Source organism: Formosa sp. Hel1_33_131, from assembly GCF_001735745.1.
Lineage (GTDB): Bacteria > Bacteroidota > Bacteroidia > Flavobacteriales > Flavobacteriaceae > Hel1-33-131.
In genome coordinates this window covers 761,531-788,128 of the sequence record NZ_CP017260.1, presented here as the reverse complement: position 1 = coordinate 788,128, position 26,598 = coordinate 761,531, and the positions used below count along the sequence as shown (strand labels likewise).

Annotated in this window: 37 protein-coding genes; 34 read left to right on the top strand and 3 right to left on the bottom strand. The window is 37.1% G+C overall.

Features of this window, described 5'->3' with window-relative positions; translation table 11 throughout:
- The 33 genes from rplV to FORMB_RS03345 all read left to right on the top strand — a co-directional run bounded on the left by rplV (position 1) and on the right by FORMB_RS03345 (position 22,719).
- The gene (rplV, locus tag FORMB_RS03500) at positions 1-411 is read left to right on the top strand and encodes a 50S ribosomal protein L22 (protein ID WP_069676133.1); all 411 of its coding nucleotides are present in this window, start codon (positions 1-3) and stop codon (positions 409-411) included.
- A gap of 3 nt (positions 412-414) precedes the next feature.
- Positions 415-1,128 carry a 30S ribosomal protein S3 gene (rpsC, locus tag FORMB_RS03495; RefSeq protein ID WP_069676132.1) on the top strand — a complete coding sequence of 238 codons (714 nt, stop codon included), beginning with the start codon at positions 415-417 and terminating at the stop codon, positions 1,126-1,128.
- Between the two features lie 21 nt (positions 1,129-1,149).
- Complete coding sequence (rplP, locus tag FORMB_RS03490) at positions 1,150-1,569, top strand: 50S ribosomal protein L16 (RefSeq protein ID WP_069676131.1); 420 nt, start codon at positions 1,150-1,152, stop codon at positions 1,567-1,569.
- 13 nt (positions 1,570-1,582) lie between these two features.
- A complete protein-coding gene (gene rpmC / locus FORMB_RS03485; protein ID WP_069676130.1) occupies positions 1,583-1,774 on the top strand; it encodes a 50S ribosomal protein L29 in 192 nt (63 codons plus the stop codon).
- Between the two features lie 17 nt (positions 1,775-1,791).
- A complete protein-coding gene (gene rpsQ / locus FORMB_RS03480; protein WP_069676129.1) occupies positions 1,792-2,049 on the top strand; it encodes a 30S ribosomal protein S17 in 258 nt (85 codons plus the stop codon).
- A 2-nt stretch (positions 2,050-2,051) separates the two neighbouring features.
- Positions 2,052-2,420 (top strand): 50S ribosomal protein L14, encoded by a 369-nt coding sequence (gene rplN / locus FORMB_RS03475; RefSeq protein WP_069676128.1) that lies wholly within the window; start codon positions 2,052-2,054, stop codon positions 2,418-2,420.
- A 10-nt stretch (positions 2,421-2,430) separates the two neighbouring features.
- On the top strand, positions 2,431-2,742 hold the full coding sequence (gene rplX / locus FORMB_RS03470) for a 50S ribosomal protein L24 (protein ID WP_069676127.1): 312 nt from the start codon (positions 2,431-2,433) through the stop codon (positions 2,740-2,742).
- Positions 2,743-2,747: 5 nt separating this feature from the next.
- Positions 2,748-3,299: a 50S ribosomal protein L5 gene (rplE, locus tag FORMB_RS03465; protein WP_069676126.1), complete on the top strand. Its 552-nt coding sequence runs from the start codon at positions 2,748-2,750 to the stop codon at positions 3,297-3,299.
- Positions 3,300-3,302: 3 nt separating this feature from the next.
- Positions 3,303-3,572, top strand: coding sequence for a 30S ribosomal protein S14 (gene rpsN / locus FORMB_RS03460; protein WP_069676125.1), 270 nt, complete (start codon positions 3,303-3,305; stop codon positions 3,570-3,572).
- A gap of 59 nt (positions 3,573-3,631) precedes the next feature.
- Entirely contained in the window at positions 3,632-4,030 is a 399-nt protein-coding gene (gene rpsH, locus FORMB_RS03455) for a 30S ribosomal protein S8 (protein ID WP_069676124.1), read from the top strand.
- Between the two features lie 17 nt (positions 4,031-4,047).
- The gene (rplF, locus tag FORMB_RS03450; protein WP_069676123.1) at positions 4,048-4,590 is read left to right on the top strand and encodes a 50S ribosomal protein L6; all 543 of its coding nucleotides are present in this window, start codon (positions 4,048-4,050) and stop codon (positions 4,588-4,590) included.
- A gap of 10 nt (positions 4,591-4,600) precedes the next feature.
- Entirely contained in the window at positions 4,601-4,957 is a 357-nt protein-coding gene (gene rplR, locus FORMB_RS03445; RefSeq protein WP_069676122.1) for a 50S ribosomal protein L18, read from the top strand.
- 7 nt (positions 4,958-4,964) lie between these two features.
- Positions 4,965-5,489, top strand: coding sequence for a 30S ribosomal protein S5 (gene rpsE, locus FORMB_RS03440; protein WP_069676121.1), 525 nt, complete (start codon positions 4,965-4,967; stop codon positions 5,487-5,489).
- An 11-nt stretch (positions 5,490-5,500) separates the two neighbouring features.
- Positions 5,501-5,680, top strand: a complete 180-nt coding sequence (gene rpmD, locus FORMB_RS03435) for a 50S ribosomal protein L30 (RefSeq protein WP_069676120.1) — start codon at positions 5,501-5,503, stop codon at positions 5,678-5,680.
- A 13-nt stretch (positions 5,681-5,693) separates the two neighbouring features.
- Complete coding sequence (gene rplO / locus FORMB_RS03430; RefSeq protein ID WP_069676119.1) at positions 5,694-6,146, top strand: 50S ribosomal protein L15; 453 nt, start codon at positions 5,694-5,696, stop codon at positions 6,144-6,146.
- An 11-nt stretch (positions 6,147-6,157) separates the two neighbouring features.
- On the top strand, positions 6,158-7,513 hold the full coding sequence (secY, locus tag FORMB_RS03425; protein WP_069676118.1) for a preprotein translocase subunit SecY: 1,356 nt from the start codon (positions 6,158-6,160) through the stop codon (positions 7,511-7,513).
- A gap of 15 nt (positions 7,514-7,528) precedes the next feature.
- Positions 7,529-7,744 carry a translation initiation factor IF-1 gene (infA, locus tag FORMB_RS03420; RefSeq protein WP_013751343.1) on the top strand — a complete coding sequence of 72 codons (216 nt, stop codon included), beginning with the start codon at positions 7,529-7,531 and terminating at the stop codon, positions 7,742-7,744.
- A 14-nt stretch (positions 7,745-7,758) separates the two neighbouring features.
- Positions 7,759-7,875: a type B 50S ribosomal protein L36 gene (gene ykgO, locus FORMB_RS12795; protein ID WP_083243899.1), complete on the top strand. Its 117-nt coding sequence runs from the start codon at positions 7,759-7,761 to the stop codon at positions 7,873-7,875.
- Between the two features lie 2 nt (positions 7,876-7,877).
- Complete coding sequence (gene rpsM, locus FORMB_RS03415) at positions 7,878-8,252, top strand: 30S ribosomal protein S13 (protein ID WP_069676117.1); 375 nt, start codon at positions 7,878-7,880, stop codon at positions 8,250-8,252.
- 11 nt (positions 8,253-8,263) lie between these two features.
- Entirely contained in the window at positions 8,264-8,647 is a 384-nt protein-coding gene (gene rpsK, locus FORMB_RS03410) for a 30S ribosomal protein S11 (RefSeq protein WP_069676116.1), read from the top strand.
- 90 nt (positions 8,648-8,737) lie between these two features.
- Positions 8,738-9,343: a 30S ribosomal protein S4 gene (rpsD, locus tag FORMB_RS03405; RefSeq protein WP_069676115.1), complete on the top strand. Its 606-nt coding sequence runs from the start codon at positions 8,738-8,740 to the stop codon at positions 9,341-9,343.
- A gap of 95 nt (positions 9,344-9,438) precedes the next feature.
- Positions 9,439-10,431: a DNA-directed RNA polymerase subunit alpha gene (locus FORMB_RS03400; protein WP_069676114.1), complete on the top strand. Its 993-nt coding sequence runs from the start codon at positions 9,439-9,441 to the stop codon at positions 10,429-10,431.
- Positions 10,432-10,492: 61 nt separating this feature from the next.
- Positions 10,493-10,969, top strand: a complete 477-nt coding sequence (gene rplQ, locus FORMB_RS03395) for a 50S ribosomal protein L17 (protein ID WP_069676113.1) — start codon at positions 10,493-10,495, stop codon at positions 10,967-10,969.
- Between the two features lie 86 nt (positions 10,970-11,055).
- Positions 11,056-11,733, top strand: a complete 678-nt coding sequence (locus FORMB_RS03390) for a hypothetical protein (RefSeq protein WP_069676112.1) — start codon at positions 11,056-11,058, stop codon at positions 11,731-11,733.
- A gap of 94 nt (positions 11,734-11,827) precedes the next feature.
- Entirely contained in the window at positions 11,828-12,925 is a 1,098-nt protein-coding gene (carA, locus tag FORMB_RS03385; RefSeq protein WP_069676111.1) for a glutamine-hydrolyzing carbamoyl-phosphate synthase small subunit, read from the top strand.
- A gap of 155 nt (positions 12,926-13,080) precedes the next feature.
- Positions 13,081-14,373, top strand: coding sequence for a phosphopyruvate hydratase (eno, locus tag FORMB_RS03380; protein WP_069676110.1), 1,293 nt, complete (start codon positions 13,081-13,083; stop codon positions 14,371-14,373).
- Positions 14,374-14,593: 220 nt separating this feature from the next.
- Positions 14,594-15,880 (top strand): citrate synthase, encoded by a 1,287-nt coding sequence (locus tag FORMB_RS03375; RefSeq protein WP_069676109.1) that lies wholly within the window; start codon positions 14,594-14,596, stop codon positions 15,878-15,880.
- 23 nt (positions 15,881-15,903) lie between these two features.
- The gene (locus tag FORMB_RS03370) at positions 15,904-16,818 is read left to right on the top strand and encodes a dimethylarginine dimethylaminohydrolase family protein (RefSeq protein WP_069676108.1); all 915 of its coding nucleotides are present in this window, start codon (positions 15,904-15,906) and stop codon (positions 16,816-16,818) included.
- Position 16,819: 1 nt separating this feature from the next.
- On the top strand, positions 16,820-17,764 hold the full coding sequence (gene ctlX / locus FORMB_RS03365; protein ID WP_069676107.1) for a citrulline utilization hydrolase CtlX: 945 nt from the start codon (positions 16,820-16,822) through the stop codon (positions 17,762-17,764).
- A 42-nt stretch (positions 17,765-17,806) separates the two neighbouring features.
- The gene (argS, locus tag FORMB_RS03360; RefSeq protein ID WP_069676106.1) at positions 17,807-19,585 is read left to right on the top strand and encodes an arginine--tRNA ligase; all 1,779 of its coding nucleotides are present in this window, start codon (positions 17,807-17,809) and stop codon (positions 19,583-19,585) included.
- Positions 19,586-19,597: 12 nt separating this feature from the next.
- Positions 19,598-20,197, top strand: a complete 600-nt coding sequence (locus FORMB_RS03355) for a SprT-like domain-containing protein (protein ID WP_069676105.1) — start codon at positions 19,598-19,600, stop codon at positions 20,195-20,197.
- A 6-nt stretch (positions 20,198-20,203) separates the two neighbouring features.
- The gene (locus tag FORMB_RS03350) at positions 20,204-21,283 is read left to right on the top strand and encodes a mannose-1-phosphate guanylyltransferase (RefSeq protein ID WP_069677882.1); all 1,080 of its coding nucleotides are present in this window, start codon (positions 20,204-20,206) and stop codon (positions 21,281-21,283) included.
- 2 nt (positions 21,284-21,285) lie between these two features.
- A complete protein-coding gene (locus FORMB_RS03345; RefSeq protein ID WP_069676104.1) occupies positions 21,286-22,719 on the top strand; it encodes a DUF389 domain-containing protein in 1,434 nt (477 codons plus the stop codon).
- Between the two features lie 3 nt (positions 22,720-22,722).
- Here the strand turns inward: FORMB_RS03345 and FORMB_RS03340 are convergent, their stop codons facing one another.
- Positions 22,723-23,487 carry an ABC transporter ATP-binding protein gene (locus tag FORMB_RS03340; RefSeq protein WP_069676103.1) on the bottom strand — a complete coding sequence of 255 codons (765 nt, stop codon included), beginning with the start codon at positions 23,485-23,487 and terminating at the stop codon, positions 22,723-22,725.
- Complete coding sequence (locus tag FORMB_RS03335; RefSeq protein WP_069676102.1) at positions 23,487-24,224, bottom strand: MlaE family ABC transporter permease; 738 nt, start codon at positions 24,222-24,224, stop codon at positions 23,487-23,489. The genes FORMB_RS03340 and FORMB_RS03335 overlap by 1 nt, the downstream gene beginning before the upstream one ends.
- A 104-nt stretch (positions 24,225-24,328) precedes the next feature.
- Here FORMB_RS03335 and pafA point away from each other — a divergent pair, with 104 nt between their 5' ends.
- On the top strand, positions 24,329-25,990 hold the full coding sequence (gene pafA, locus FORMB_RS03330; RefSeq protein WP_069676101.1) for an alkaline phosphatase PafA: 1,662 nt from the start codon (positions 24,329-24,331) through the stop codon (positions 25,988-25,990).
- Here the strand turns inward: pafA and yihA are convergent.
- Positions 25,965-26,591 carry a ribosome biogenesis GTP-binding protein YihA/YsxC gene (yihA, locus tag FORMB_RS03325; RefSeq protein ID WP_069676100.1) on the bottom strand — a complete coding sequence of 209 codons (627 nt, stop codon included), beginning with the start codon at positions 26,589-26,591 and terminating at the stop codon, positions 25,965-25,967. The two genes, pafA and yihA, sit on opposite strands and share 26 nt — an antisense overlap.
- Positions 26,592-26,598: the final 7 nt, after the last annotated feature.

Sequence of the window (26,598 nt, the reverse complement as noted above, 5' to 3'; positions counted from 1 at the left end):
ATGGGAAGTCGTAAAAAACAAATGGCAGACGCTATTAAAGCTGGAAAAAAGCAAATCGCTTTTGCAAAGCTTAATAACTGTCCTACGTCACCAAGAAAAATGCGCTTAGTAGCTGATTTAGTAAGAGGCGAAAAGGTAGAAAAGGCACTTAACGTTTTGAGATTTAGTTCAAAAGAAGCATCACGTCGTTTAGAAAAATTAGTTCTATCGGCTGTCGCTAACTGGCAATCTAAAAACGAAGATGCAAACATTGAAGATGCGGATCTTTTTGTAAAAGAAATCACAGTAGATGGAGGTTCCATGTTAAAGAGACTTCGTCCAGCACCTCAAGGTCGTGCACACAGAATTAGAAAAAGATCCAATCACGTTACAGTCGTACTTGGAGCTAAAAATAACACACAAAGCAATTAATAAATGGGACAGAAGACAAATCCAATAGGAAATCGCCTTGGAATCATCAGAGGATGGGAATCTAACTGGTACGGAGGTAACGATTACGGAGACAAGCTTGCTGAGGATGATAAAATCAGAAAGTACATCTTTGTTCGTTTAGTAAAAGCTAGTGTATCTAGAGTGATTATCGAAAGAACTCTTAAACTTGTAACCGTTACTATCACAACGGCTCGACCTGGAATCATTATTGGTAAAGGCGGTCAAGAGGTAGACAAGTTGAAAGAAGAATTAAGAAAACTCACAAATAAAGAAGTTCAATTAAACATCTTTGAGATTAAGCGTCCTGAACTAGATGCGTTTTTAGTAGCAACGAGTGTCGCTCGTCAAATTGAAAATCGTATTTCTTACAAACGTGCAATCAAAATGGCCATTCAAGCCACGATGCGAATGAACTCTGAAGGAATAAAGATTCAAATTAGTGGTCGTCTCAATGGTGCTGAAATGGCACGTAGCGAACATTATAAAGATGGAAGAATTCCTTTATCAACATTTAGAGCTGACATAGACTATGCTTTAGTTGAAGCCCATACTACTTATGGTAGATTAGGGATCAAAGTATGGATTATGAAAGGTGAAGTATATGGGAAACGTGAATTATCTCCTTTAGTAGGTCTTTCAAAAGGACAAGACAAAGGAAACCGTTCATCGAACTCGAAACCTCGCCGTAGAAAGTAATTTTTTATAAATTAAAAGAAAATGTTACAACCAAAAAGAACAAAATTTCGTAAAGTCCAGAAAGGACGAATGAAAGGAAACTCCGAGAGAGGACATCAACTTTCTAACGGAATGTTTGGTATAAAATCACTCGATTCAAATTTTTTAACTTCACGTCAAATTGAAGCTGCTCGTATCGCTGCAACACGCCATATGAAAAGAGAAGGTCAGTTATGGATAAAAATATTTCCAGACAAGCCAATCACAAAAAAGCCGCTTGAAGTAAGGATGGGTAAAGGAAAAGGTGCCGTTGAATATTGGGCAGCTGTTGTGAAACCAGGAAGAATATTATTTGAAGTTGGTGGTGTGCCACTTGACGTTGCTAAAGAAGCATTGCGTTTAGCAGCTCAAAAATTACCAGTTAAAACCAAATTTGTAATCGCTAGAGACTACGAAGCTTAATTTTATTGATATTATGAAACAATCTGAAATTAAAGAACTATCGACAGCTGAGTTACAAGAGAAACTTAGTGATACGAAAAAGACTTACGCGGATCTGAAAATGACCCACGCAATATCACCACTCGAAAATCCAATCCAATTACGATCTGTAAGACGATCTGTAGCACGGTTGGCAACGGAGTTAACAAATAGAGAAGTGCAATAATTGTATTCTGCTGAAAGATGGAAAAAAGAAATTTAAGAAAAGAACGTGTAGGCGTTGTTACAAGTAACAAAATGATGAAATCAATAGTGGTTTCTGAAGTGAAAAAAGTAAAACATCCTATGTACGGAAAGTTCGTGCTAAAGACTAAAAAGTACGTAGCACACGACGAGCAAAACGACTGCAACGAAGGTGATACTGTAAGGATCATGGAAACAAGACCCTTAAGTAAATCTAAATGTTGGAGACTAGTAGAAATCATTGATAGAGCTAAATAATTATGGTACAACAAGAATCAAGATTAAAAGTAGCTGATAACACTGGAGCAAAAGAGGTATTAACCATTCGTGTTCTAGGTGGTACAAAACGTAGATATGCATCCCTTGGTGACAAAATTGTTGTTACTATTAAAGATGCGACTCCTAACGGAACCATCAAAAAAGGAGCAGTTTCAACAGCCGTAGTGGTACGAACTGCAAAAGAAGTAAGACGTCCAGACGGATCTTATATAAGATTTGACGACAACGCCTGTGTTCTTTTGAATCCTACTGGTGAAATGAGAGGAACACGTGTTTTTGGACCAGTAGCAAGAGAACTTCGTGATAAGCAATTCATGAAAATTGTATCATTAGCACCAGAAGTGCTTTAATTTAAGAAACATGGGAAAGCTCAAAATAAAATCAGGAGATACCGTAAGGGTTATTGCTGGAGACCATAAAGGTTCTGAAGGTAAAATTGTGAAAGTATTAATAGAAAAAAATAAAGTGATCGTTGAAGGGGTAAACATGGTGAAAAAACACATGAAGCCTAGTGCTCAAAGCCCTCAAGGTGGTATCGTTGAAAAAGAAGCGTCAATCCAAATATCAAACTTATCTTTGTTAACTGCAAAAGGTGAAACAACGAGAGTTGGGTTTAAAATGGAAGACGGTAAGAAAGTAAGATTTTCAAAGAAATCTAACGAAGTAATTTAAGAATTATGGGATACATTCCAAGATTAAAACAAGAGTATAAAGACAGAGTAATGTCGGCTCTTACAGAAGAATTCGGATATAAAAATGTAATGCAAGTTCCAAAACTGCAAAAGATAGTGATATCTAAAGGTGTTGGTGCGGCTGTTTCAGACAAGAAGTTAATCGACTATGCAATAGAAGAGGTCACTAAAATTTCTGGACAAAAAGCAATTGCAACAATATCTAAAAAAGATGTTGCAACTTTTAAACTACGTAAAGGAATGCCAATTGGTGTTAAAGTAACCTTACGTGGCGAAAAAATGTATGAGTTTTTAGATCGTTTAGTAACATCTGCGCTTCCACGTGTTAGAGATTTCAACGGAATCAAAGCAAATGGATTTGACGGTAGAGGTAACTACAATTTAGGAGTTACGGAACAAATTATTTTTCCTGAAATAAATATTGATAAAGTCAATAAAATCTCGGGAATGGACATTACATTTGTAACCGACGCCGATACCGATAAAGAAGCGAAATCATTATTAACAGAATTAGGGGTCCCTTTTAAAAAGAATTAAGCTATGGCTAAAGAATCAATGAAAGCCCGTGAGGTAAAAAGAGCAAAAGTAGTTGCAAAATATGCGGACAGACGTAAAGCGTTAAAAGAAGCAGGCGATTACCAAGGATTGCAAAAATTACCTGTAAATGCATCACCAGTTCGTATGCACAACAGATGTAAACTAACGGGTCGTCCAAAAGGATATATGCGTCAGTTTGGACTCTCAAGAGTTATGTTCAGAGAAATGGCAAACAATGGATTAATACCCGGCGTTAGAAAAGCAAGTTGGTAAAATTATAAATTGGTTTCAGGTTCTAATAATAGAAAACCAAAACCGCAAATTAATACACTATGTATACAGATCCAATAGCGGATTACTTAACAAGAATTAGAAACGCAGTTCGTGCAAATCACAGAGTTGTAGAGATTCCTGCATCTAATTTAAAGAAAGAGATTACAAAAATATTATTCGATCAAGGATATGTTTTAAGTTACAAATTTGATGACACTACTGTACAAGGTACTATCAAGATAGCACTCAAGTACAATAAGGAAACCAAAGAACCTGTAATCAAAAAAATCCAAAGAATAAGTAAACCAGGTTTACGTAAATACTCAGGATCTAGCGATCATCCACGTATTCTTAATGGCCTTGGAATTGCAATCGTTTCAACTTCTCACGGAGTGATGACAGGAAAGCAGGCTCAAAGAGAAAATGTTGGTGGCGAAGTATTGTGTTACGTTTACTAATTTTAAAGATTTAAGAAATGTCAAGAATAGGAAAAAACCCAGTAGCGATTCCAGAAGGAGTGAGCTTAGATATAACGGATAACCTTATTACGGTTAAAGGTAAACTAGGGGAGCTAACTCAAGAATTCTCTGCTATAAGTATTAAAATAGAAGAAGGACATGTTATTTTAGAACGTTCTTCTGAACATAAAGATCACAAAGCAAAACATGGTCTTTACAGAGCTTTAATTTTTAACATGATCCAAGGTGTTACTACTGGATGGTCAAAAGAATTAGAACTCGTAGGAGTTGGATATAGAGCATCTAATCAAGGAAATAAACTTGATTTAGCTTTAGGATTTTCTCATAATATTGTTTTGAACATCGCTCCTGAAGTAAAAGTAGAGACAGTTTCAGACAAAGGGAAAAACCCAATTATCAAATTAACGTCACACGACAAACAACTTGTTGGACAAGTTGCTGCTAAAATCCGTGGTTTCAGAGCGCCTGAGCCATACAAAGGAAAAGGAATTAAGTTCGTAGGCGAAGTATTAAGAAGAAAAGCAGGTAAATCAGCTTAATAAGTTAGTTATGGCATTATCAAAAAACGATAGAAGACAAAGAATTAAAAACAGAATACGTAAAATTGTAAATGGGACAGCGTCTCAACCTCGATTGGCTGTTTTTAGAAGTAATAAAGAAATTTATGCTCAATTAGTAGACGACGTCACTGGTGTAACCATTAGTGCGGCTTCTTCAAGAGATAAAGATATCAGCACTTCAAAAGGATCTAAAATTGAAATCGCAACATTAGTTGGGAAGTCAGTAGCAGCAAAAGCAATAAAGGCAGGTGTTGAAAGCATCACTTTTGATAGAGGTGGTTATTTATATCACGGTAGAGTAAAATCATTAGCGGAAGGCGCTAGAGAAGCAGGACTTAAATTCTAAAGAAATTATGTATCAAAAATACAAAAGTGCAGAACTAGTAAAACCAAGTGGGTTGGATTTAAAAGACCGTTTGGTAGGTGTGCAAAGAGTTACAAAAGTAACAAAAGGTGGTAGAGCATTCGGATTTTCAGCGATTGTAGTAGTCGGTGACGAAGCTGGTGTTGTAGGACACGGTTTAGGTAAATCTAAAGATGTAGCCAGTGCAATTGCGAAAGGAATTGAAGATGCTAAGAAAAACTTAGTTAGAATTCCTTTAATCAAAGGGACACTGCCTCACGAACAAAAAGGTAAATTTGGCGGAGCAAGAGTAAACATCATCCCTGCAGCACCTGGTACAGGGGTTATTGCTGGTGGAGCTGTAAGAACTGTTCTTGAAGCCGTTGGAGTACATGATGTTTTATCAAAATCCCAAGGATCTTCAAACGCTCACAATGTTGTAAAAGCTACTTTTGATGCTTTACTTCAATTAAGAGATGCGAAGTCAATAGCACGTGAGAGAGGAATTTCTCTTACACAAGTTTTTAACGGTTAATTTACGACAAGATGGCTAAGATAAAAGTAACAAAACAAAAAAGTGCGATCAATCGTACACAAAGACAAAAGCTAACATTATTAGCGCTTGGTCTTAAAAAGATTGGTCAAACGATAGAACATGAGGCGACACCTAACATTTTAGGAATGGTCAATAAAGTAAAACATTTAGTTTCTGTACAAGAAGCTTAAAATATACTGAAAAATGAATTTAAGTAATTTACGACCTGCTGCAGGTTCAGTTAAAAGTCAAGGTAAAAGAGTCGGTAGAGGACAAGGTTCTGGTAAAGGTGGTACGGCAACTCGTGGTCACAATGGTGCTAAATCTCGTTCTGGTTACTCTAGAAAAGTAGGTTTTGAAGGTGGTCAAATGCCATTACAAAGACGTGTGCCTAAGTTTGGTTTCACAAACATTAACCGTAAAGACTATCAAGGAATTAATCTTGATACCCTTCAACTGTTAGTTGACGAAAAGAAAATTAAATCTGAATTAGATTTTGAAACAATCGTTGAATTGCGTTTAGGACGTAAGCATGAATTGATTAAAATTTTAGGAAGAGGTGAGTTGAAAGCTAAGTTAAAAGTTTCAGCACATAAATTCACAGCAACAGCAAAAGCGGCTATTGAAGCTGCTGGAGGTGAAGTTGTAACCCTATAACACCCCAACAAATGAAATTTATAGAGACATTAAAAAACGTTTGGAAAATTACAGAACTTAAAGATAGAATTCTTCTAACTTTAGGTCTGTTGCTAGTATATCGTTTTGGAGCACAAGTTGTGCTTCCCGGAATTGACGCTTCACAGTTAGGATCTTTAGCATCCAAAACGGACTCAGGACTTCTTGGACTCTTAAATGCATTTACAGGTGGTGCCTTCGCAAAAGCTTCGGTTTTTGCATTAGGGATTATGCCTTACATTTCGGCTTCTATTGTCGTTCAGTTGATGGGAATTGCGATTCCTTATCTTCAGAAACTTCAGAAAGAAGGTGCTAGTGGTCAAAAGAAAATTACACAAATCACCCGTTGGTTAACAATTGGGATCTGTTTAGTACAGGCACCAGCCTACTTAACAAGTCTTCCTGCGCTTATGGGCGGTACACAAGCTTTCACTTTAGGTCAAGGTGGAGTGTTTTATTTCTCTTCTATAGTAATACTAGTAACCGGTTGTGTTTTTGCAATGTGGTTAGGAGAAAAGATTACGGACAAAGGTATTGGTAATGGAATCTCACTTTTGATTATGGTAGGTATTATTGCAAACATGCCATTATCATTCGCACAAGAATTTGACTCTGCTGTGAATCAATCTCAAGGAGGATTAATCAAAATTTTAATTGAACTTGTCATATGGTTTGTTATTATCTTAGCGTCGATCATGTTAGTCATGGCCGTAAGAAAAATAGCAGTTCAGTATGCAAGACGTACCGCTTCTGGTGGCTACGAAAAAAACATCATGGGGTCAAGACAATACATTCCTCTAAAGCTTAATGCTTCTGGAGTAATGCCAATAATCTTTGCACAAGCAATTATGTTTGTACCAGGTTTATTAGGAGGTCTTGATATCTTAAAAGATTCAACCGTCGGTCAATGGTTGGTTGCTAATTTTGCTGGAAATAGTATGTTTGGTTTATGGTACAACATTGCGTTTGCACTCTTAATCATTGTCTTTACTTATTTCTATACAGCAATTACAGTGCCTACCAATAAGATGGCTGATGATTTAAAACGAAGTGGAGGATTTATTCCTGGAATTCGACCTGGCTCGGAAACCTCAGAATACCTTGATAAAATAATGTCACAAATCACCCTACCGGGTTCTATGTTTCTAGCACTTATTGCTGTGTTTCCAGCAATCATTGTTCGCTTGATGGATATCCAACAAGGATGGGCATTATTCTTTGGAGGAACTTCATTATTAATTATGGTGGGAGTTGCAATCGACACCATGCAGCAAGTAAATTCATACTTGTTGAACAAACACTACGATGGCTTGATGAAAACAGGTAAAAATAGAAAAGCAGTTCAATAGGCTCAATATAACTACATGGCAAAACAAGCAGCAATAGAACAAGACGGAAGCATCATCGAAGCATTATCAAATGCGATGTTCCGAGTAGAATTAGAAAATGGTCACGTTGTGACCGCCCATATCTCTGGTAAGATGCGTATGCATTACATTAAATTACTACCAGGTGATAAAGTAAAACTGGAAATGAGTCCTTACGATTTATCTAAGGCAAGAATAACTTATAGATACTAACAAGAAGTAAAAAGATGAAAGTAAGAGCATCCATTAAAAAGAGAAGCGTAGATTGTAAGATCGTACGTAGAAAAGGAAGACTTTACGTTATAAACAAAAAGAATCCTAGGTTCAAACAAAGACAAGGTTAATTATGGCTAGAATTGCAGGGGTAGACATCCCAAAACAAAAAAGAGGAGTAATCTCTTTAACTTATATCTATGGAATAGGTAGAAGTAGAGCTAAAGAAATTTTAGCGGAAGCAAAAGTTGATGAAAGTACTAAAGTATCCGATTGGACCGATGAAGAAATCGGAAGACTTCGTGATGCTGTTGGAACTTTTAAAATTGAAGGAGAACTTCGTTCTGAGATTCAATTAAACATTAAACGTTTAATGGATATCGGTTGTTACAGAGGAATTCGCCATAGAGCGGGTCTTCCTTTACGTGGACAACGTACGAAGAACAATTCAAGAACTAGAAAAGGTAGAAGAAAAACAGTTGCGAACAAGAAAAAAGTAACTAAATAATAATTAGTAATATGGCAAAGTCAAGTACTAAAAAACGTAAAGTTATCGTAGAATCTACGGGGGAAGCACACGTAACAGCTTCTTTTAATAACATTATCATATCATTAACCAATAAAAAAGGCGACGTGATCTCATGGTCATCAGCTGGAAAAATGGGTTTTAGAGGTTCTAAAAAGAATACGCCTTACGCTGCACAATTAGCAGCAGAGGACGCTTCTGGCCCTGCAAAAGAAGCAGGTCTTAAGAAAGTGAAAGTATACGTTAAGGGCCCTGGAAATGGTAGAGAGTCAGCAATACGTTCTTTACACAACAGCGGAATTGAAGTTACTGAAATCATTGACGTAACTCCTACTCCTCACAACGGATGTAGACCTCCAAAGCGAAGAAGAGTTTAATTTATTTTAATAGTATAAACGAGAGATCAACGACTGTCGAAGGATAAGCTTAAGACCTTAATTCACAATCACTCTCAAAAACAAAACGAAATGGCAAGATATACTGGTCCTAAAACAAAAATCGCCCGTAAGTTTGGCGTAGCAATCTTCGGAGAAGATAAATCTTTTGAAAAAAGAAACTACCCTCCAGGACAACACGGAAATAACAGACGTCGTGGTAAAAAGTCTGAATATGCAATCCAGTTAATGGAGAAGCAAAAAGCTAAGTACACCTACGGTGTATTAGAAAAGCAATTTAGAAACATGTTTAAGAAAGCAACCGCTTCACGTGGTATTACTGGTGAGGTGCTTTTACAACTATGTGAATCTAGATTAGATAATGTTGTTTTCAGAATGGGATTATCTCGTTCTAGAAGTGGAGCTAGACAATTAGTATCGCACAGACACATTACAGTAAATGGCGGAATCGTAAACATTCCTTCTTACTCTTTGAAAGCTGGCGATATCGTTGCTGTCAGAGAAAAATCTAAATCATTAGAAACTATCGAATCTGCTTTATCAAACTCTTCAGTAGTTTATGAGTGGATTACTTGGAACAATGACACGAAATCTGGAACATATGTTTCTATTCCTGAGCGAATTCAAATACCAGAACAAATCAACGAGCAATTTATCGTTGAACTTTACTCTAAATAATAAATTAATTATATTGGTATTTAGCCAAAGGATTTATTAGTGGTCTTCAAACTTATAAATCGCGCAACTAATTAACAATTAAAACGAAGACAATTATGGCAATATTAAATTTTCAGAAGCCCGACAAAGTAATTATGATCGACTCTACTGATTTCGAAGGTAAATTCGAATTCAGACCTTTAGAGCCAGGATACGGATTAACAGTTGGAAATGCTTTACGTAGAGTGTTACTATCTTCATTAGAAGGTTTTGCAATTACTTCAGTTAAAATGGACAGTGTAGAACATGAGTTCTCTACCATACCTGGTGTTGTAGAAGACGTTACTGAAATTATTCTTAACTTGAAACAAGTACGTTTCAAGCGACAAATTGATGAAGTAGACAACGAGTCTGTTTCAATATCAATTTCTGGTCAAGATAAAATTACTGCTGGTGATTTTCAGAAATTTATTTCTGGATTCCAAGTTTTAAATTCAGATTTAGTAATCTGTAATTTAGATCCTAAAGTTACCATTAACATGGAACTGACTTTAGAAAAAGGACGTGGATATGTACCTGCTGAAGAAAATAAAAAAGCAGCTGCCTCTGTAGGAACAATCTTTACAGACTCTATTTATACACCAATCAAAAATGTTAAATACAGCGTTGAGAACTTTCGTGTAGAACAAAAAACAGATTACGAAAAATTAGTTTTCGAAATCCAGACAGACGGTTCTATTAGTCCTCAAGATGCATTAACACAAGCAGCTAAAATCTTAATTCACCACTTTATGTTATTCTCCGATGAGCGTATCACTTTAGAAGCGGATGAGATTGCACAAACTGAAACGTATGATGAAGAATCACTACACATGCGTCAGTTGCTTAAAACTAAATTAATTGACATGGACCTTTCAGTTCGTGCTCTTAACTGTTTAAAAGCTGCAGAAGTTGATACTCTAGGTGACCTAGTATCTTTCAACAAAAACGATTTAATGAAGTTTAGAAACTTTGGTAAAAAATCATTAACTGAACTCGAAGAGTTAGTCAATGTAAAAGGCCTTAGCTTTGGAATGGACTTAAGTAAATACAAATTAGATAAAGATTAATTACTTTATAATTTGCGCCTCTTAAACGAGTTGATGCAAGATAAGGTTTAAATAAAATGTCATGAGACACGGAAAAAAAATAAATCATTTAGGTAGAAAGACAGCGCACAGAAAGTCAATGTTAGCAAACATGGCGTGTTCTTTAATCGAACACAAGCGTATCAATACAACGGTTGCTAAAGCAAAAGCTTTAAAGCAATTTGTTGAGCCTTTAATTACAAAGTCTAAAACCGATACTACGCACAACAGACGTATTGTATTTAGCAGACTAAGACAAAAAGAAACGATCACTGAATTATTTGGTGGTGTTGCAACTAAAATAGGAGACCGTCCAGGTGGTTATACTCGAATTATCAAACTAGGAAATCGTCTTGGTGATAATGCGGATATGGCAATGATCGAATTGGTAGATTTCAATGAAATTTACAATGCCGACAAACAACCTAAGAAAAAGACGACTCGTAGAAGCCGTAGAGGAGGCGCTGCTAAACCAGTAGCTGCTGTTGAAACGACTACAACTTCAGAAGAGGAAGAGTAAACGTTAAGTTTGTGTTAAATTCATAAGGGTGAGCTTTTTAGTTCACCCTTTTTTCGTTACAATTGTATAACCCAAATTTTAACATTATGAATTTTTCTAAACTCCTTCTACTTTGTTTATTCACTACACTGTCTTATGCGCAGTATGATGTCACTACAGTTGGTAATGACCCTACGTCCCTTTATACCACTGGAATGTGGGTAATTGACAAAGGGACTTCTAATACAATTGAAGGCTCTTATTATTTATCGACTAACTGGTATTCCAAAGGCTATTTAACTGATAATGATGGAAAAGTTATTCCTGTGTCAGGATTGAATTATGACACCAAAGCCGACGCCTTTGTCGTTAAAGTTGAAATAGATTCAATTTTCATGTTCAACGATCTTGGAATAAAAGAAGTCCATTTAAATAATAAAAAATTCAAAAAATTCAAAAACATCAAAGATATCAAGCATTCATATTTTGAAGTTCTTGCGTATTCAAACGATATTAAAATTTTGAAACATCATGGAAAACAACTTATAAAGGGAATTAAGAATCCTATGACTCAGATAACTGCTCCTGATAAACTCGTTGATGTCAAGAGATTTTTTTTCATAAACGGCGATAAGATAACTGAAACAAAACTAACTAAAAATCAGTTTTGTAAATTTTTCGATTCCAAATCCAAACTTATTAGAGCTTATATTTCTGAAAATAACATCTCTTTAAAAGATGAAAAATATCTTCAAAAGATTTTAAATTACCATAATACACTATAATGTTAATAAGCATTTAAAATTTTAAGGATAAACTTTTTTAGTTTATCCTTTTTTTTGTGCAATTTTGCAAAACCTTACAAGACTTCAAAAAATAATGAAATACACAACACGAAAAAAAGCCGTCTTACTTCTTGCAGATGGAACCATTTTTTATGGAAAAGCGATAGGCAAAGAAGGAACTGCTTTTGGAGAAGTTTGCTTTAATACCGGAATGACAGGCTATCAAGAGATTTTTACCGATCCATCTTATTTTGGACAACTGATGGTGACAACCAACCCTCACATCGGAAATTACGGAGTTAATGAAACAGAAATGGAATCTGATTCCATTAAAATTGCGGGACTCATTTGTAAAAACTTTAGCTATAACTATTCTCGTGTCGATGCGAGTGGTTCGCTAGTAGACTTTTTAGACTCAAATAATTTATTCGCAATTTCAGATGTAGATACTAGAGCACTCGTCAGCTATATTCGCGAAAATGGTGCTATGAATGCTGTCATTTCTACCGTAGTGGATAACATAGAGGGTCTTAAAAAACAGCTAGCTGAAATTCCACAAATGGAAGGACTAGAGTTAGCCTCTAAAGTATCAACCAAACAACCTTACTTTTTTGGAGATGAAAACGCAACCTACAAAATCGCTACCCTCGATATTGGAGTTAAGAAAAATATTCTACGGAATTTTGCAAAACGCGATGTCTATATAAAAGTATTTCCATACAACTCAACCTTTGAAGAATTGAGTTCGTGGAACCCAGATGGCTATTTCTTATCAAATGGACCTGGAGATCCAGAACCTTTGGTGGAAGCACAAGCTTTAGCAAAAACCATCATCGATAAAAACTTACCCTTATTCGGAATTTGTTTAGGACACCAAGTGATTGCCTTGGCAAATGGCGTTTCTACCTATAAAATGCACAACGGACACAGAGGGATCAACCACCCTGTTAAAAACCTTGTGACAGGCAAAGGAGAAATTACCTCTCAAAACCATGGTTTTGCAGTCAATAGAGAAGAAGCTGAAGCGCACAGCGATTTAGAAGTGACGCATCTGCATTTAAATGACGACACCGTTGCAGGAATTGCAATGAAGTCTAAAAACTGTTTCTCTGTACAATACCATCCAGAAGCCAGTCCAGGACCTCACGATTCTTCTTATTTGTTTGACCAGTTCATTCAAAATCTAAAATAAAAAACGTTTCAAAAGGCATCTAATATTAAATTAGATGCCTTTTTTCAGCTACTACAACGTTTTAGCTAATAAATCGTATAAATCTACTCGAGAATAATTCTAAAAAAATTCATTTTCGTAAATTTGCAAACTATAAATAACTTAAATACAAGACTATGAGTATCATAATTAACATTCATGCACGTCAAATTTTAGACTCAAGGGGAAATCCTACAGTAGAAGTTGACGTTACCACAGAAAACGGATTTATTGGAAGAGCAGCAGTTCCCTCTGGTGCATCTACTGGAGAACATGAAGCGGTTGAATTACGCGATGGCGGATCTGCTTACATGGGTAAAGGCGTTTTGAAAGCGGTTGAAAATGTGAATGCGATTATTGCTCAAGAATTGTTGGGTGTTTCTGTATTTGAACAAAACCTAATCGATCAAATTATGATTGACTTGGACGGAACTCCAAACAAATCAAAGTTAGGTGCCAACGCAATTCTAGGGGTGTCTCTAGCAGCTTCAAAAGCGGCTGCGGCTGAACTCGGAATGCCATTATACCGTTACGTAGGTGGCGTGAGTGCAAACACATTGCCAGTCCCAATGATGAACATCATCAACGGAGGATCGCACAGTGACGCACCGATTGCATTTCAAGAATTTATGGTGATGCCAGTAAAAGCTAAAAACTTCACCCACGCTATGCAAATGGGAACAGAAATTTTCCATAACCTTAAAAAAGTATTACACGACAGAGGTCTAAGTACCGCTGTTGGTGATGAAGGTGGTTTTGCTCCAAACTTAGAAGGTGGAACAGAAGATGCTTTAGAAACGATTGCAATAGCAGTTAAGAATGCAGGATATACTTTAGGAGATGATGTTATGATCGCTTTGGATTGTGCTGCCGCAGAATTTTATGTAGATGGTCATTACGACTATACAAAATTTGAAGGTGAAAAAGGAAAAATACGTACAAGCCAACAACAAGCAGATTACTTAGCGGAATTAGCGGCAAACTACCCAATCATCTCTATTGAAGATGGAATGGATGAAAATGACTGGGAAGGATGGAAATACCTTACCGACAAAATAGGCGACAAAGTTCAACTTGTTGGAGATGATTTATTTGTAACCAATGTAGAACGTCTTTCTAGAGGAATTGAAAATAACATAGCCAATTCAATCTTGATTAAAGTGAATCAAATTGGAACACTAACCGAAACCATTGCAGCCGTGAATATGGCACACAATGCAGGCTTCACGTCTGTAATGTCGCACCGTTCAGGAGAAACTGAAGACAATACCATTGCCGATCTTGCAGTGGCTTTAAATACAGGTCAAATCAAAACAGGGTCTGCGTCACGAAGTGACCGTATGGCAAAATACAACCAACTCCTTCGTATTGAGGAAGAATTAGGTGAAACTGCTTATTTCCCACAAGAAAAAGCATTTAAAATAAAGTAAACAACTTACTTGTAGATAAATAAATAGGCTGCCCGAAAAGGCAGTCTTTTTTTGTGATATTTTTTAAAGTCCCAAACACAACAATAATTGCAGTAAAACACATTATTTTTAAAAACAGAACACCACTCAGATTTTTTCCCTCTTAGGCTTCTTCGATAAAACATTTTTTTTTTGTAAATTCGCTACTCATTATTCAAGCACAAATAATACATCTCAAAAAATGTCAAATAAAGCAATTTTAGAAATCAACGGTGAAAAACATGAGCTCCCCACATTTACGGGCTCTGAAAATGAAGTCGCTATTGATATCAGCTCCTTGAGAGCAGTCACCAAAGGAGTTACAACCATCGATCCAGGTTTTAAAAACACGGGTTCTTGTGTGAGTGAAATCACATTTTTGGATGGTGAAAAAGGAATCCTTAGATACAGAGGCTATTCCATTGAAGAATTAGCTGAAAAAGCTGATTTTTTAGAAGTTGCCTATTTATTGATTTTTGGCGAATTACCGACCAAAGAAGCCTTAGATAAATTTCATGCAGACATTAAATCGGAATCCATTGTAGATGACGATATCAGAAAAATAATAGATGCATTTCCAAAATCTGCACACCCAATGGGAGTCTTGTCGTCATTAACAAGTGCACTGACAGCTTTTAATCCTTCATCCGTCAATGTAGATTCTGAAAAGGACATGTACAATTCTGTGGTACGTATCTTAGGGAAGTTTCCTGTTTTAGTGGCTTGGGCCATGCGTAAAAAACAAGGGCTGCCATTAGATTACGGAGACAACTCTTTAGGCTATGTAGAAAACGTCCTGAAAATGATGTTCAAGCAACCGAATGAAGAATACGTCCAAAACGAAGTCTTGGTCAATGCCTTAAATAAACTACTCATCCTTCATGCCGATCATGAGCAAAACTGTTCGACCTCTACCGTTCGAATCGTTGGATCTTCGCATGCAGGTTTATTTGCCTCTATCTCAGCAGGAATTTCGGCGCTTTGGGGCCCTCTTCACGGAGGTGCTAATCAAGCCGTCTTAGAAATGTTGGAAGCCATTAAAGAAGATGGTGGAGATACTAAAAAATACATGGCAAAGGCCAAAGACAAAAGTGATCCTTTTAGATTGATGGGCTTTGGACATAGAGTCTATAAAAATTTCGATCCACGAGCTAAAATCATCAAAGTCACTGCCGACGAAGTCTTAAACGATTTAGGAGTCGAAGACCCTATTTTGGACATCGCCAAAGGACTGGAGCAAGAAGCATTAACTGATGCGTACTTTATTGATAGAAAATTATATCCAAACGTCGATTTTTACTCTGGAATCATCTATCGTGCGATGGGTATTCCCGTAGAAATGTTTACCGTGATGTTTGCCTTAGGACGCCTCCCAGGTTGGATTGGGCAATGGCGCGAAATGCGTTTGCGTAAAGAACCAATTGGTCGTCCACGTCAAATTTATACAGGTAGTACACTACGCCCGTTTAAGTCTGTAGCCAAAAAATAGACCTTACTAAAGGATCATAAACAATGCTGAAACTTCATGTAAATAACGAGTATGCACGTTTGAAAGCGGTTCTTTTTGGAACGGCACAAAACAATGGCTCTACACCCTCTGCTGAAAGTTGTTACGATCCCAACAGCTTATCACACGTCTTAGCAGGAACCTATCCAACTGAAGTAGATATGCAAAATGAAATGTCGGCCGTACTAGCCGTATTTCAAAAATATGATGTTGAAGTTTTTCGCCCAAACACCATCGAAAATTGCAATCAAATATTTGCGCGTGATATTGCCTTTGTCATCGATACGAAATTTATTAAATCCAATATACTTCCCGATCGTGCCGAAGAGTACAAAGCATTAGAAACGCTTTTAGAAAAAATCAATCCAGAGGATATCATAGAACTTCCAGAAGACTGCCATGTTGAAGGTGGTGATGTTATTATATCAAATGATTATATTTTTATTGGAGTCTATTCTGGACTCGATTATCCAGACCATATTACAGCCCGAACCAACCTTCAGGCAGCGGAAGCAATTCAAAAATTATTCCCACTAAAAACGGTTAAAACGTTTGAGCTTCGCAAATCAAATTCAAACCCGCTTGAAAACGCACTCCATTTAGATTGTTGTTTTCAGCCTTTAGGACACGGAAAAGCACTGATTCATGATCAAGGGTTTTTAAATAAAACAGACTACGAGTGGCTCCTTAATTTTTTCGGAAAAGACAATGTTTTTGTAGCAACTCAAGAGGAAATGTCTCAAATGAATTGCAACGTATTTTCTATATCCGAGGATGTTGTGATATCCGAACAAAATTTCACACGCTTAAATACTTGGCTTGTTGCTCAAGGATTTACAGTTGAAGAAGTGCCTTATGCCGAAATATCAAAACAAGGAGGTTTACTCCGTTGTTCAACCCTTCCTTTAAACAGAAACTAAAATGTCACAAATTACCAATACAGTTCTAATGATTCGCCCTGTCCAATTTCGTATGAACGAACAAACAGCCGTGAACAATTTCTATCAAAAATCCTTAGGAAACACCCTTCCTGAAACAGTCAACACAAAGGCTGCGAAAGAGTTTGATAGCATGGTTAAAAAACTTAAAAAAGCAGGTATCAATGTGATTGTTGTTGACGACACTAAAGACTTTGACACGCCCGATTCAATTTTTCCAAACAACTGGATTTCATTTCACGAAAATGGCACCATCGGATTGTATCCTATGTTTGCCGAAAACCGACGTCTGGAACGTAAGGACTCGATTTTAGAAGCTGTAGAAACTGAAGGTTTCAAGATTGAAACGGTTGTGGATTACACAGAAGCAGAAGCGGATGGTTTTTATTTAGAAGGCACCGGCAGTATTCTGTTGGATCGTGTGAATAGCAAAGCCTATTGTGCAATCTCAGCAAGAGCGGATGAAGAATTGTTTATCGAGTTTTGTGAAGATTTTGAATACACTCCCGTAGTATTTTCAGCCTATCAAACGGTCAATGACAAACGCGAACTCATCTACCATACCAACGTGATGATGTGTTTAGGAAACACCTTTGCAGTGGTTTGTTTGGCAAGTATTGATGATAAAAAAGAACGTAAGAACCTTCTTAAACACCTTCATGAAGATGGAAAGAAAGTCATTGAAATATCTGAGGACCAAGTCAATAATTTTGCAGGGAACATGCTGCAGCTCAAGGATGCCGATGACGCTAGCTATTTGGTAATGAGTCAGTCAGCTTTTGATTCGTTACGACCCGCTCAAGTTCAGTTGTTAGAAGCCCATGCAACCATTATATCAAGTTCTTTAGAGACGATAGAAGCTTGTGGTGGTGGCAGCGCACGTTGCATGATGGCTGAAGTGTTTTTGCCTAAAACAGCGTCAAATTAGGATTAAAAAAAATGTATCTTTGTGACTGAAATCAGATAGACAATGACACTTCAGGAATCCTTATCACAACATATAAAGCAAGCGTTTGTAACGCTCTACAATACCTCATTAGAAACGGTTGAATTTCAGGCAACTCGTAAAGATTTTGAGGGCGATATGACCGTCGTTACCTTTTCTATGCTTCGGACCATAAAAATGAACCCTGCCGAATTGGGAGAAAATTTAGGGACGTATCTGTGTGAACATGTCGATGAAGTGGTACGTTATAATGTGGTCAAAGGATTTTTAAATCTAGTACTTTCGGATGCCTATTTTATGTCGTTCTTTCAAACCGTACATGCGAATCCTACCTTTGGTTTTGTAACCCCTTCAACAGATCAGGCAATGATGGTTGAATATTCATCTCCAAACACCAATAAGCCCCTCCATTTAGGACACGTTAGAAACAATCTTTTAGGGTATAGTGTAGCCGAAATTTTGAAAGCGTCAGGCAAAAAGGTATATAAAACTCAAATCATCAACGACCGTGGTATTCATATTTGTAAAAGTATGGTGGCATGGCAGCGGTATGGCAATAATGAAACTCCAGAATCTACAGGATTGAAAGGGGACAAACTAGTCGGAAATTACTATGTAAAATTTGATCAAGTTTATAAAGAAGAAATTAAAGATTTAGAAGTAAAAGGACTTTCTGTTGACGACGCAAAAGCACAAGCCCCTATCTTATTAGAAGCAAAAGAAATGCTTTTAAAGTGGGAAGCCGGCGATACCGCTGTCGTATCACTTTGGGAACAAATGAATGCATGGGTCTATGCTGGATTTGAAGTCACTTATAAATCACTAGGTGTCAATTTTGATAGCTATTATTACGAGAGTCAAACCTATTTATTAGGAAAATCATTTATAAAGGGAGGACTTCAAAATGGTGTCTTTATTAAAAAAGAAGACGGTTCTGTTTGGTGTGATTTAACACCCGACGGATTGGACGAAAAAATAGTTTTAAGAGCCGATGGAACTGCGGTCTATATGACCCAAGATATCGGAACAGCAATCCAACGATTGAAAGATTTCCCGGATGTTGGAGGAATGGTTTACACTGTAGGGAATGAACAAGATTATCATTTTAAAGTCTTGTTTTTAATCTTAAAAAAATTAGGATTTGACTGGGCTAAAAACCTCACACATCTAAGCTATGGCATGGTTGATTTGCCAAGCGGTAAGATGAAAAGTCGTGAAGGTACTGTAGTGGATGCAGACGATCTAATCGTTGAAATGGCTTCTACCGCCAAAGATATTTCGCAAGAATTAGGAAAACTAGAAGGCTATTCAGACAGTGAAAAAGCCGAAACCTATGGAACGATTGGCTTGGGTGCGCTGAAGTATTTTATTTTGAAAGTTGATCCAAAAAAACGCATTTTATTCGACCCCCAAGCCTCGGTAGATTTTCAAGGGAATACAGGGCCGTTTATACAATATACCTATGCGCGAATTCAAGCCATTCTAAGAAAATCACCTGTAGAAACAGAGGGCGCGACTTCTTTAGAGTATGCGTTGCATGATAAAGAAAAATCACTTCTCAAGCAATTACAACTTTTTCCAGAAGTGATCCAGCAAGCAGCTGCTAATTACAGTCCTGCTTTAGTGGCGAATTACGCTTATGATTTGGTAAAAGAATTCAATTCTTTTTATCAAAATGTATCTATTTTGGGTGCCGAGAGTACTGCTGAAATTAGATTTAGAGTACAGCTTTCACAAGCCGTTGCTACGACCATCAAAAATGCGTTTAGTTTGTTGGGAATTCAAGTTCCGGAGCGTATGTAATTTTTAGGTTTTATGGTTCACGTTTTACAAAATTTTATTCCACAGGCTGCTTTTGACCAAGTAACACAGTTGTTGTCACACGATAACTTAGTGGTTAAAATTAAGCAAGAGCGCAAAACCCGTCATGGGGACTACCGACGTTTGCCCAATGGGAAACATCAAATCACCATCAATTCCAATTTGAATACCTATCGGTTTTTAATAACATTGATTCATGAAATCGCTCATTTTGAAGCGTACAAATCTTATGGTAAAATGATCAAGCCACATGGGCTCGAATGGAAATCGGTATTTCAACATTTAATGTTGCCTTTTTTAAGACCTGAGATTTTTCCAATGGATGTGTTACCGTTATTAGCAAGACATTTCAAAAACCCAAAAGCAAGTAGCGACTCGGATACTGTTTTAGCCTTGAAGCTCAAGCAATACGATGCCCCTAACGGAAAAACATTTATCTTTGAGGTGCCAGAAGGAACCACCTTTCGATTGTATAATGGTAAATTGTTCCAGAAAGGCCCTAAAAGAAGAACCCGTTTTGAATGTACAGAATTGGCCTCTGGTCGGTTGTATGTTTTTAACCCCAATGCAGAAGTTGAATTAGTAAATGAATAAATGAAGATGAATAAAAATTATTATGCAATTATAATGGCCGGCGGTGTTGGCTCTCGATTTTGGCCAGTGAGTAAGGAGTCGTTTCCAAAACAATTCCACGACATGCTTGGAACAGGTCAGACACTTTTACAGAAGACAGCCTCCCGTTTAGAAGGTTTGATTCCAAAAGAAAACATCCTTATTTTAACCAATGAACGCTATTGCGATTTGGTGCTTGAGCAATTGCCTCAAATTAATAAAAACCAAATAATTGCGGAGCCTGCCATGCGGAACACGGCTCCTTGTATTTTAATGGCATCGCTAAAAATTCACAAACAAAATCCAGAGGCTGTCATGGTTGTCGCACCGAGTGATCACTGGATTGAGGATGAATCGGCGTTTATTTCGAACCTTCAAAGTGCGTTTGATTTTTCTGAAAAATCAGATGTGTTGATGACTTTAGGAATCCAACCAACCTTTGCAAATACCGGTTATGGGTATATTGAATACGATAAATCAAACAACAACGCTGAAAAGAAAGTGCTTCAATTTCGAGAAAAACCAAATTACGAAACAGCCAAAGGCTTTTTGGAGCAAGGTAATTTTCTTTGGAATGGCGGAATTTTCATTTGGTCCACCGCCAGTGTGTTAAAAGCGTTTGAAACACATCAACCAAAATTATACACTCTTTTTGCAGATGGATTAAACGATTATAATACCGACTCCGAAGCCGCTTTTGTGTTGGAGAATTATAAGAATGCAGAAAACATTTCCGTGGATTATGCGATCATGGAACCCAGCGAAAATGTATATGTCATTCCTGCCACTTTTGATTGGAATGATTTAGGAACTTGGGGGAGTTTGTATGACAAGATATCTGAGACTCCAACCGAAAATGCGGTGGTCAATGCACGTTTATTGGCTGAGAATTCTTCAGGGAATATGGTTAAAACAGACACAAATAAAATAGTCGTGCTTGAAGGCTTAGATGATTTTATAGTAGTGGAAGAAAAAGAAATTTTACTTATCTTTCCGAAGAGTAAAGAACAAGACATTAAGCAATTACGCGAACGCGTGAAGCAAAAATTTGGAGACCAACACATTTAATTATGGACAACAATCTAAATCAAGAGTTAGAAGACGCTAAAACCGAGCAATCGAAAAAAGCGGTTAAAGAGGATGCCAAAGGACTTTGGGCATCGTTGAAAATATTCATTATTGAACTCTTAGATTTTAGACATGACACAGATCGTGAGGCCACAGTAGCGGCGATTAAAGCTGATATTCCTTTTAAAGGAGCAACAGCTTGGATTCTGATTTGTTCCATCTTTGTGGCGTCCGTTGGGTTGAATGCAAATTCGACCGCCGTGGTGATTGGAGCGATGTTAATTTCTCCCCTTATGGGCCCCATTCTTGGAATTGGAATGTCCATTGCCATTCATGATATAGACACCCTCAGAAAATCCTTGATTAATTTTGCGACCATGGTCGTTTTGAGTTTGTTAACCGCCTTTTTATTCTTTTACCTTTTTCCTTTAAGTCAAGATAATTCTGAATTATTGGGGCGTGTCAAACCCGACATTAGAGATGTGCTTATTGCATTTTTTGGTGGGCTTGCGCTCATCATTGCAAGAACCAAAAAGGGGACAGTTGCCTCTGTAATTTTTGGTGTGGCAATTGCCACCGCCCTAATGCCGCCTCTGTGTACAGCGGGGTATGGCTTGTCTCAAGGAAATTTTGATTACTTTTTTGGAGCCATGTATTTGTTTGCAATCAATACGATTTTCATTGCCCTAGCCACATTTATTGTTTTAAAAATTCTACGCTTTCCGATGTTGAGATATGTCAACTCTCAACGTCGAAAAAACATTGTTCGGATCACATCTATTCTTGCCTTAGCAGCGATGCTTCCTGCAGGTTGGACGTTTGTTGAGGTTCTAAGAGAAACACGCTATCAAGCGGATTATACATCCTATTTAGAAACTGAAATCACTTCGAATAACAACCTTTGGCTTCAACGCGAGAAAATAGATATGGATGAAAAAATAATCACGCTGAATTTTAATGGTGAAATTACAGAGGCTACTAAATCAGATTTGATAAATGAGTTGAAAGGTTATGAGTATCTTCAAGATTTTAGTTTGACCATCAACGGTAACAAAAATAGAAGTGTAGATAAAATTTTGGAGCTCTACGACAGGGCGATTGATAAAATCGAAAAACGAGACAGTATCATTGCTGCGCGTGAACTCCACATTGACAGTCTGAAACTCGTACTCAGTTCTCATAAAAGTGAAATGGATTCGAATGTGTTTTTAAACCTTTCTAAAGATGCGAAGATTCAGTTTTCTGATTTAGAATCTTTTGGCTATGCAAAAATGTTGGCGTCCTCAAACTTTAGGAATACAGATACGATTACGCTGGTAAAAACACAATGGAATTCTGTCTTATCAGACAGTCTAGTGATGCTCAGAAAACAAGCTTTAAAAACGTGGATTGAACAAGAGCTTAATGTTGAAGATGTTGAGGTAATTAGTAACTAAGAACTAGTGATCTTCTAAGTACATTTTACGGACTTTTTTGAATAAGTTAGAAGAGTACACAAAATCTGTTACAACCTCGTTATCCGTCTTAAAAATGGTGTCTTTACTGCCTTCCCAAGATTTAAGTCCGTCTTTTAAAAATAGAATGTTTTGACCAATTTCCATGACCGAATTCATGTCATGCGTATTGATTACTGTTACAATATTATTTTCGTGTGTAATTTCTTGAATCAGATTGTCAATGACAATGGCTGTCTTAGGGTCTAAGCCAGAGTTTGGCTCGTCACAAAACAAATATCTAGGATTGTTTACAATGGCTCTTGCGATTGCCACCCGTTTTTGCATTCCACCAGAAGCTTCACTGGGCATTTTGGTGTGTGCATCGTCCAAGTTTACGCGTTTCAAAGCAGAATTTACACGGTCTTCCATCTCGCTTCGCGATTGTTTTGTAAACATTCTCAAAGGAAACATAACGTTCTCAGCAATTGTTAGCGAGTCAAACAATGCTCCACCTTGAAAGACCATACCTATTTGTGAACGCAGTGTTCTTTTTTCATTATCGGAAAGACTTAAAAATAATTTTTCATCATATGCAATACTGCCTTTTTCATAATCAAAAAGCCCAAGCAAACACTTTAATAAAACCGTTTTTCCAGAACCACTTTGTCCAATGATGAGATTGGTTTTTCCTGATTCAAAGATGGTAGAAATCCCTTTTAAGACTTTAGTGTCTCCAAATGATTTATGTAGATTTTTGACTTCAATCATTAGCTTAGTAACATTTGAGTTAAAATATAATTTAAGAGTATGATGGACACGCTTGTCCAAACAAAAGCCGTGGTACTTGCTTTGCCTACCTCAAGTGCGCCACCTTTCATATAATAGCCATGAAATGATGGGATGGTAGCGAGTAAAAAGGCAAATACAAATGTTTTGATAAAAGCATACGCCATATGAAAAGGAATGAAATCCATTTGAACTCCAGTCACATAATCTTCAAAACTTGAGAACCCGCCATAAACGCAGGCAGCCATTCCGCCAATAATTCCTAAAAACATAGCGATCGAAATCACAAAAGGATAGAGTAGTAGCGCAATAACTTTTGGAAAGACTAAGTAATTCACAGAGTTGATTCCCATCACTTCTAAGGCATCGATTTGTTCGGTAACACGCATGGTTCCGATGCTAGAAGTGATAAAGGAGCCCATTTTCCCCGCCATAATAACAGAGATAAAGGTGGGAGCAAATTCTAAAATAACAGATTGTCGTGTTGCAAAACCGACAAGGTATTTTGGAATCAATGGGTTGTCAATGTTAAGTGCCGTTTGTATGGTGACAACTCCGCCAACAAAAAACGATATAAAGGCCACAATACCAATAGAGCCGACAATTAAATCTTCGACATCCTTAAGGATCAATTGTTTCATAACAGACCATTTGGTCGGCTTGCGAAACATTTCGCCAATCATTAAAAAATAAGACCCAATATTGTGGAGGTAGTTCATGAAATTATAATTGCTGCTAAAGTAAAAAAATCTAACCATTAATTTATCCTTATTAAAATGGAATCATTAAAAAAATGTATTTTTGATGCTTAATAAACCTTATTATGAAGTTTTCAAAATTTATTTTCCTGTTATTGTTTTTAGGTGTCTTTTCTTGTAAAAATAATTCTGATAATTCAATATCCAGTAATTCTGGTGAAATAGCATCGCAGCCAAAATTGGTGGTGGGTGTTGTGGTCGATCAAATGCGTTTTGATTATTTAAACCGTTTCAAAAATAAATATACCTCCAATGGGTTTTTAAGATTGATCAATCAAGGGTATAGTTGTAATAACCATCATTTCAATTTCATTCCAACTTATACAGGCCCAGGCCATGCTTCCATTTTTACAGGGGCCACTCCAAGTGTGCATGGAATCATTGGAAATAGTTGGTACGATAAAGAGAAAAATGCGACCGTCTATTGTACAACCGATCTAGATTATGTGCCTGTTGGTGCTACTACCAAATACGGGCAAGTGTCTCCCCGTAATATGAAAGTAACAACCCTTGCCGATCAGAATAGGTTGTTCACTCAAATGAAAGGAAAAACAATCGGCGTCTCTATCAAAGACCGTGGAGCTGTATTTCCTTCAGGACATACTGCCAATGGAGCCTATTGGTTTGAAGGTTTAAATGAAGGCAAGTGGATGACAAGCACCTATTATATGGATGCACTTCCACAGTGGGTTATAGACTTTAATGCACCTTCTAAAATAGCCAACTATGTAAAGACATGGAATACGCTTTATGACATTAATCTTTATGGAGAAAGTGGTCCCGATGCTTCAGATTATGAGCAAGGCTTTAAAGGGAAATTAACTCCTGAGTTTCCGTATGATTTAAATGCATTGATGGAATACAATGGCGGCTTTGATATTATTAAAAGCACCCCTTTTGGAAACACAATGATTACCGATTTTGCAATGTCTGCTATTGAAGCGGAAAACTTAGGAACTGACGATTATACTGATTTTTTAACGGTAAGTTATTCCTCTACAGATTATATTGGACATAATTTTGGAGTCAATTCGGTAGAGCTTCAAGACACCTATTTGCGTTTAGATTTAGAACTTGAACGTTTGCTCAACTATTTAGATGCTAAGGTTGGGGCTGGAAACTATACTGTATTTTTAACCTCCGATCACGGGGCTGCAGACGTGCCTTCTTTTCTGACCGATATACATATTCCTAGTGGCTATGTGCCTCAAAATAGTTTTGCGTCCTTATACACGAATCTTCAAAAGAAATATGGCGTTTCCGACCTAGTTAAGAAAATCAGTAACAATCAAGTGTTTTTAAATCAGGAACGCATTACTGCACTGAAACTCGATTTAGAAGCTGTGCAAAAATTTGTTGTCAATGAAATTATCGGTTACCCACATATTAAGAAGGCTTATACCGCCACTATGATGCAAACGCGTTATTTTAAAGAGGGTGTCGAAAAGATGCTTCAGAATGGCTATAACCAAAAACTTTCTGGAGATGTCCTATATACTCTTGAATCGGGGGTAATTTCTTATGGACCAAAAGGAACGACACACGGGTCTGGATTTAACTATGACACCCATGTACCCTTATTGTTTTATGGCAACGGAATTCAGCCCGGCAAAACCTATGAACGTACGAGTGTGACCGATATTTCTCCAACGATCTCGGCGCTTTTAGGAATAGCTTTTCCAAGCGGTGCTACAGGAGCTGTTATTGAAAAGGCAATCTATCCGTAGAATTATTGAGGTCTTCGTTAATCGTGTTGATGTAGTTTAACAGCGCATCTTTTCCAGCGTAATTTGTGGAAGAGGTGATGAAGTAATTAGGGAGCTCTTCCCAAGTTTCTAAAAGAATGTTTTTATAAGTGTCAATGTGGTCTTCAATCGCTTTAGGGCGTAGTTTGTCCGCTTTCGTAAATACAATTGAAAATGGGACGCTGTGTTCTCCTAGCCACTGCATAAATGCTAAATCTACGGGTTGAGGTTTGTGGCGTATGTCAACCAAAACAAATGCTGAAATCAGTTGTTTACGGTCTCTAAAATAAGCCGTAATAAATTTTTGAAATGTTTTTTTAGCAGACTTCGAAACACGTGCATACCCATACCCAGGTAAATCTACCAAAAACCATTCTTTATTAATTATGAAATGATTAATCAGTTGTGTTTTTCCAGGGCGTCCAGAGGTTTTTGCTAAGTTTTTTTGATTGGTAAGCATGTTTATAAGCGATGACTTGCCAACGTTACTGCGTCCAATAAAAGCGTATTCTGGGAGGTTGTTTGTGGGGCATTTCTCAACCATTTGGTTGCTTATCACAAACTCAGCAGTTTTAATTTGCATAATTATT

Bases quoted from the DNA above. Each gene is read 5' to 3' on its own strand.
- rplQ (WP_069676113.1), top strand. From the start codon at position 10,493: ATGAGACACGGAAAAAAAATAAATCATTTAGGTAGAAAGACAGCGCAC.
- infA (WP_013751343.1), top strand. From the start codon at position 7,529: ATGGCAAAACAAGCAGCAATAGAACAAGACGGAAGCATCATCGAAGCA.
- rplO (WP_069676119.1), top strand. From the start codon at position 5,694: ATGAATTTAAGTAATTTACGACCTGCTGCAGGTTCAGTTAAAAGTCAA.
- FORMB_RS03390 (WP_069676112.1), top strand. From the start codon at position 11,056: ATGAATTTTTCTAAACTCCTTCTACTTTGTTTATTCACTACACTGTCT.
- rpsQ (WP_069676129.1), top strand. From the start codon at position 1,792: ATGGAAAAAAGAAATTTAAGAAAAGAACGTGTAGGCGTTGTTACAAGT.
- rpmC (WP_069676130.1), top strand. From the start codon at position 1,583: ATGAAACAATCTGAAATTAAAGAACTATCGACAGCTGAGTTACAAGAG.
- rpsD (WP_069676115.1), top strand. From the start codon at position 8,738: ATGGCAAGATATACTGGTCCTAAAACAAAAATCGCCCGTAAGTTTGGC.
- rplR (WP_069676122.1), top strand. From the start codon at position 4,601: ATGGCATTATCAAAAAACGATAGAAGACAAAGAATTAAAAACAGAATA.
- ctlX (WP_069676107.1), top strand. From the start codon at position 16,820: ATGTCACAAATTACCAATACAGTTCTAATGATTCGCCCTGTCCAATTT.
- rpsH (WP_069676124.1), top strand. From the start codon at position 3,632: ATGTATACAGATCCAATAGCGGATTACTTAACAAGAATTAGAAACGCA.
- rpsE (WP_069676121.1), top strand. From the start codon at position 4,965: ATGTATCAAAAATACAAAAGTGCAGAACTAGTAAAACCAAGTGGGTTG.
- rplF (WP_069676123.1), top strand. From the start codon at position 4,048: ATGTCAAGAATAGGAAAAAACCCAGTAGCGATTCCAGAAGGAGTGAGC.
- FORMB_RS03355 (WP_069676105.1), top strand. From the start codon at position 19,598: ATGGTTCACGTTTTACAAAATTTTATTCCACAGGCTGCTTTTGACCAA.
- FORMB_RS03350 (WP_069677882.1), top strand. From the start codon at position 20,204: ATGAATAAAAATTATTATGCAATTATAATGGCCGGCGGTGTTGGCTCT.
- FORMB_RS03400 (WP_069676114.1), top strand. From the start codon at position 9,439: ATGGCAATATTAAATTTTCAGAAGCCCGACAAAGTAATTATGATCGAC.
- rpsN (WP_069676125.1), top strand. From the start codon at position 3,303: ATGGCTAAAGAATCAATGAAAGCCCGTGAGGTAAAAAGAGCAAAAGTA.
- rpsM (WP_069676117.1), top strand. From the start codon at position 7,878: ATGGCTAGAATTGCAGGGGTAGACATCCCAAAACAAAAAAGAGGAGTA.
- pafA (WP_069676101.1), top strand. From the start codon at position 24,329: ATGAAGTTTTCAAAATTTATTTTCCTGTTATTGTTTTTAGGTGTCTTT.
- secY (WP_069676118.1), top strand. From the start codon at position 6,158: ATGAAATTTATAGAGACATTAAAAAACGTTTGGAAAATTACAGAACTT.
- FORMB_RS03340 (WP_069676103.1), bottom strand. From the start codon at position 23,487: ATGATTGAAGTCAAAAATCTACATAAATCATTTGGAGACACTAAAGTC.
- rplP (WP_069676131.1), top strand. From the start codon at position 1,150: ATGTTACAACCAAAAAGAACAAAATTTCGTAAAGTCCAGAAAGGACGA.
- rplX (WP_069676127.1), top strand. From the start codon at position 2,431: ATGGGAAAGCTCAAAATAAAATCAGGAGATACCGTAAGGGTTATTGCT.
- FORMB_RS03375 (WP_069676109.1), top strand. From the start codon at position 14,594: ATGTCAAATAAAGCAATTTTAGAAATCAACGGTGAAAAACATGAGCTC.
- carA (WP_069676111.1), top strand. From the start codon at position 11,828: ATGAAATACACAACACGAAAAAAAGCCGTCTTACTTCTTGCAGATGGA.
- rpmD (WP_069676120.1), top strand. From the start codon at position 5,501: ATGGCTAAGATAAAAGTAACAAAACAAAAAAGTGCGATCAATCGTACA.
- eno (WP_069676110.1), top strand. From the start codon at position 13,081: ATGAGTATCATAATTAACATTCATGCACGTCAAATTTTAGACTCAAGG.
- rplE (WP_069676126.1), top strand. From the start codon at position 2,748: ATGGGATACATTCCAAGATTAAAACAAGAGTATAAAGACAGAGTAATG.
- ykgO (WP_083243899.1), top strand. From the start codon at position 7,759: ATGAAAGTAAGAGCATCCATTAAAAAGAGAAGCGTAGATTGTAAGATC.
- FORMB_RS03345 (WP_069676104.1), top strand. From the start codon at position 21,286: ATGGACAACAATCTAAATCAAGAGTTAGAAGACGCTAAAACCGAGCAA.
- rplN (WP_069676128.1), top strand. From the start codon at position 2,052: ATGGTACAACAAGAATCAAGATTAAAAGTAGCTGATAACACTGGAGCA.
- rpsC (WP_069676132.1), top strand. From the start codon at position 415: ATGGGACAGAAGACAAATCCAATAGGAAATCGCCTTGGAATCATCAGA.
- FORMB_RS03370 (WP_069676108.1), top strand. From the start codon at position 15,904: ATGCTGAAACTTCATGTAAATAACGAGTATGCACGTTTGAAAGCGGTT.
- yihA (WP_069676100.1), bottom strand. From the start codon at position 26,591: ATGCAAATTAAAACTGCTGAGTTTGTGATAAGCAACCAAATGGTTGAG.
- argS (WP_069676106.1), top strand. From the start codon at position 17,807: ATGACACTTCAGGAATCCTTATCACAACATATAAAGCAAGCGTTTGTA.
- rplV (WP_069676133.1), top strand. From the start codon at position 1: ATGGGAAGTCGTAAAAAACAAATGGCAGACGCTATTAAAGCTGGAAAA.
- FORMB_RS03335 (WP_069676102.1), bottom strand. From the start codon at position 24,224: ATGAACTACCTCCACAATATTGGGTCTTATTTTTTAATGATTGGCGAA.
- rpsK (WP_069676116.1), top strand. From the start codon at position 8,264: ATGGCAAAGTCAAGTACTAAAAAACGTAAAGTTATCGTAGAATCTACG.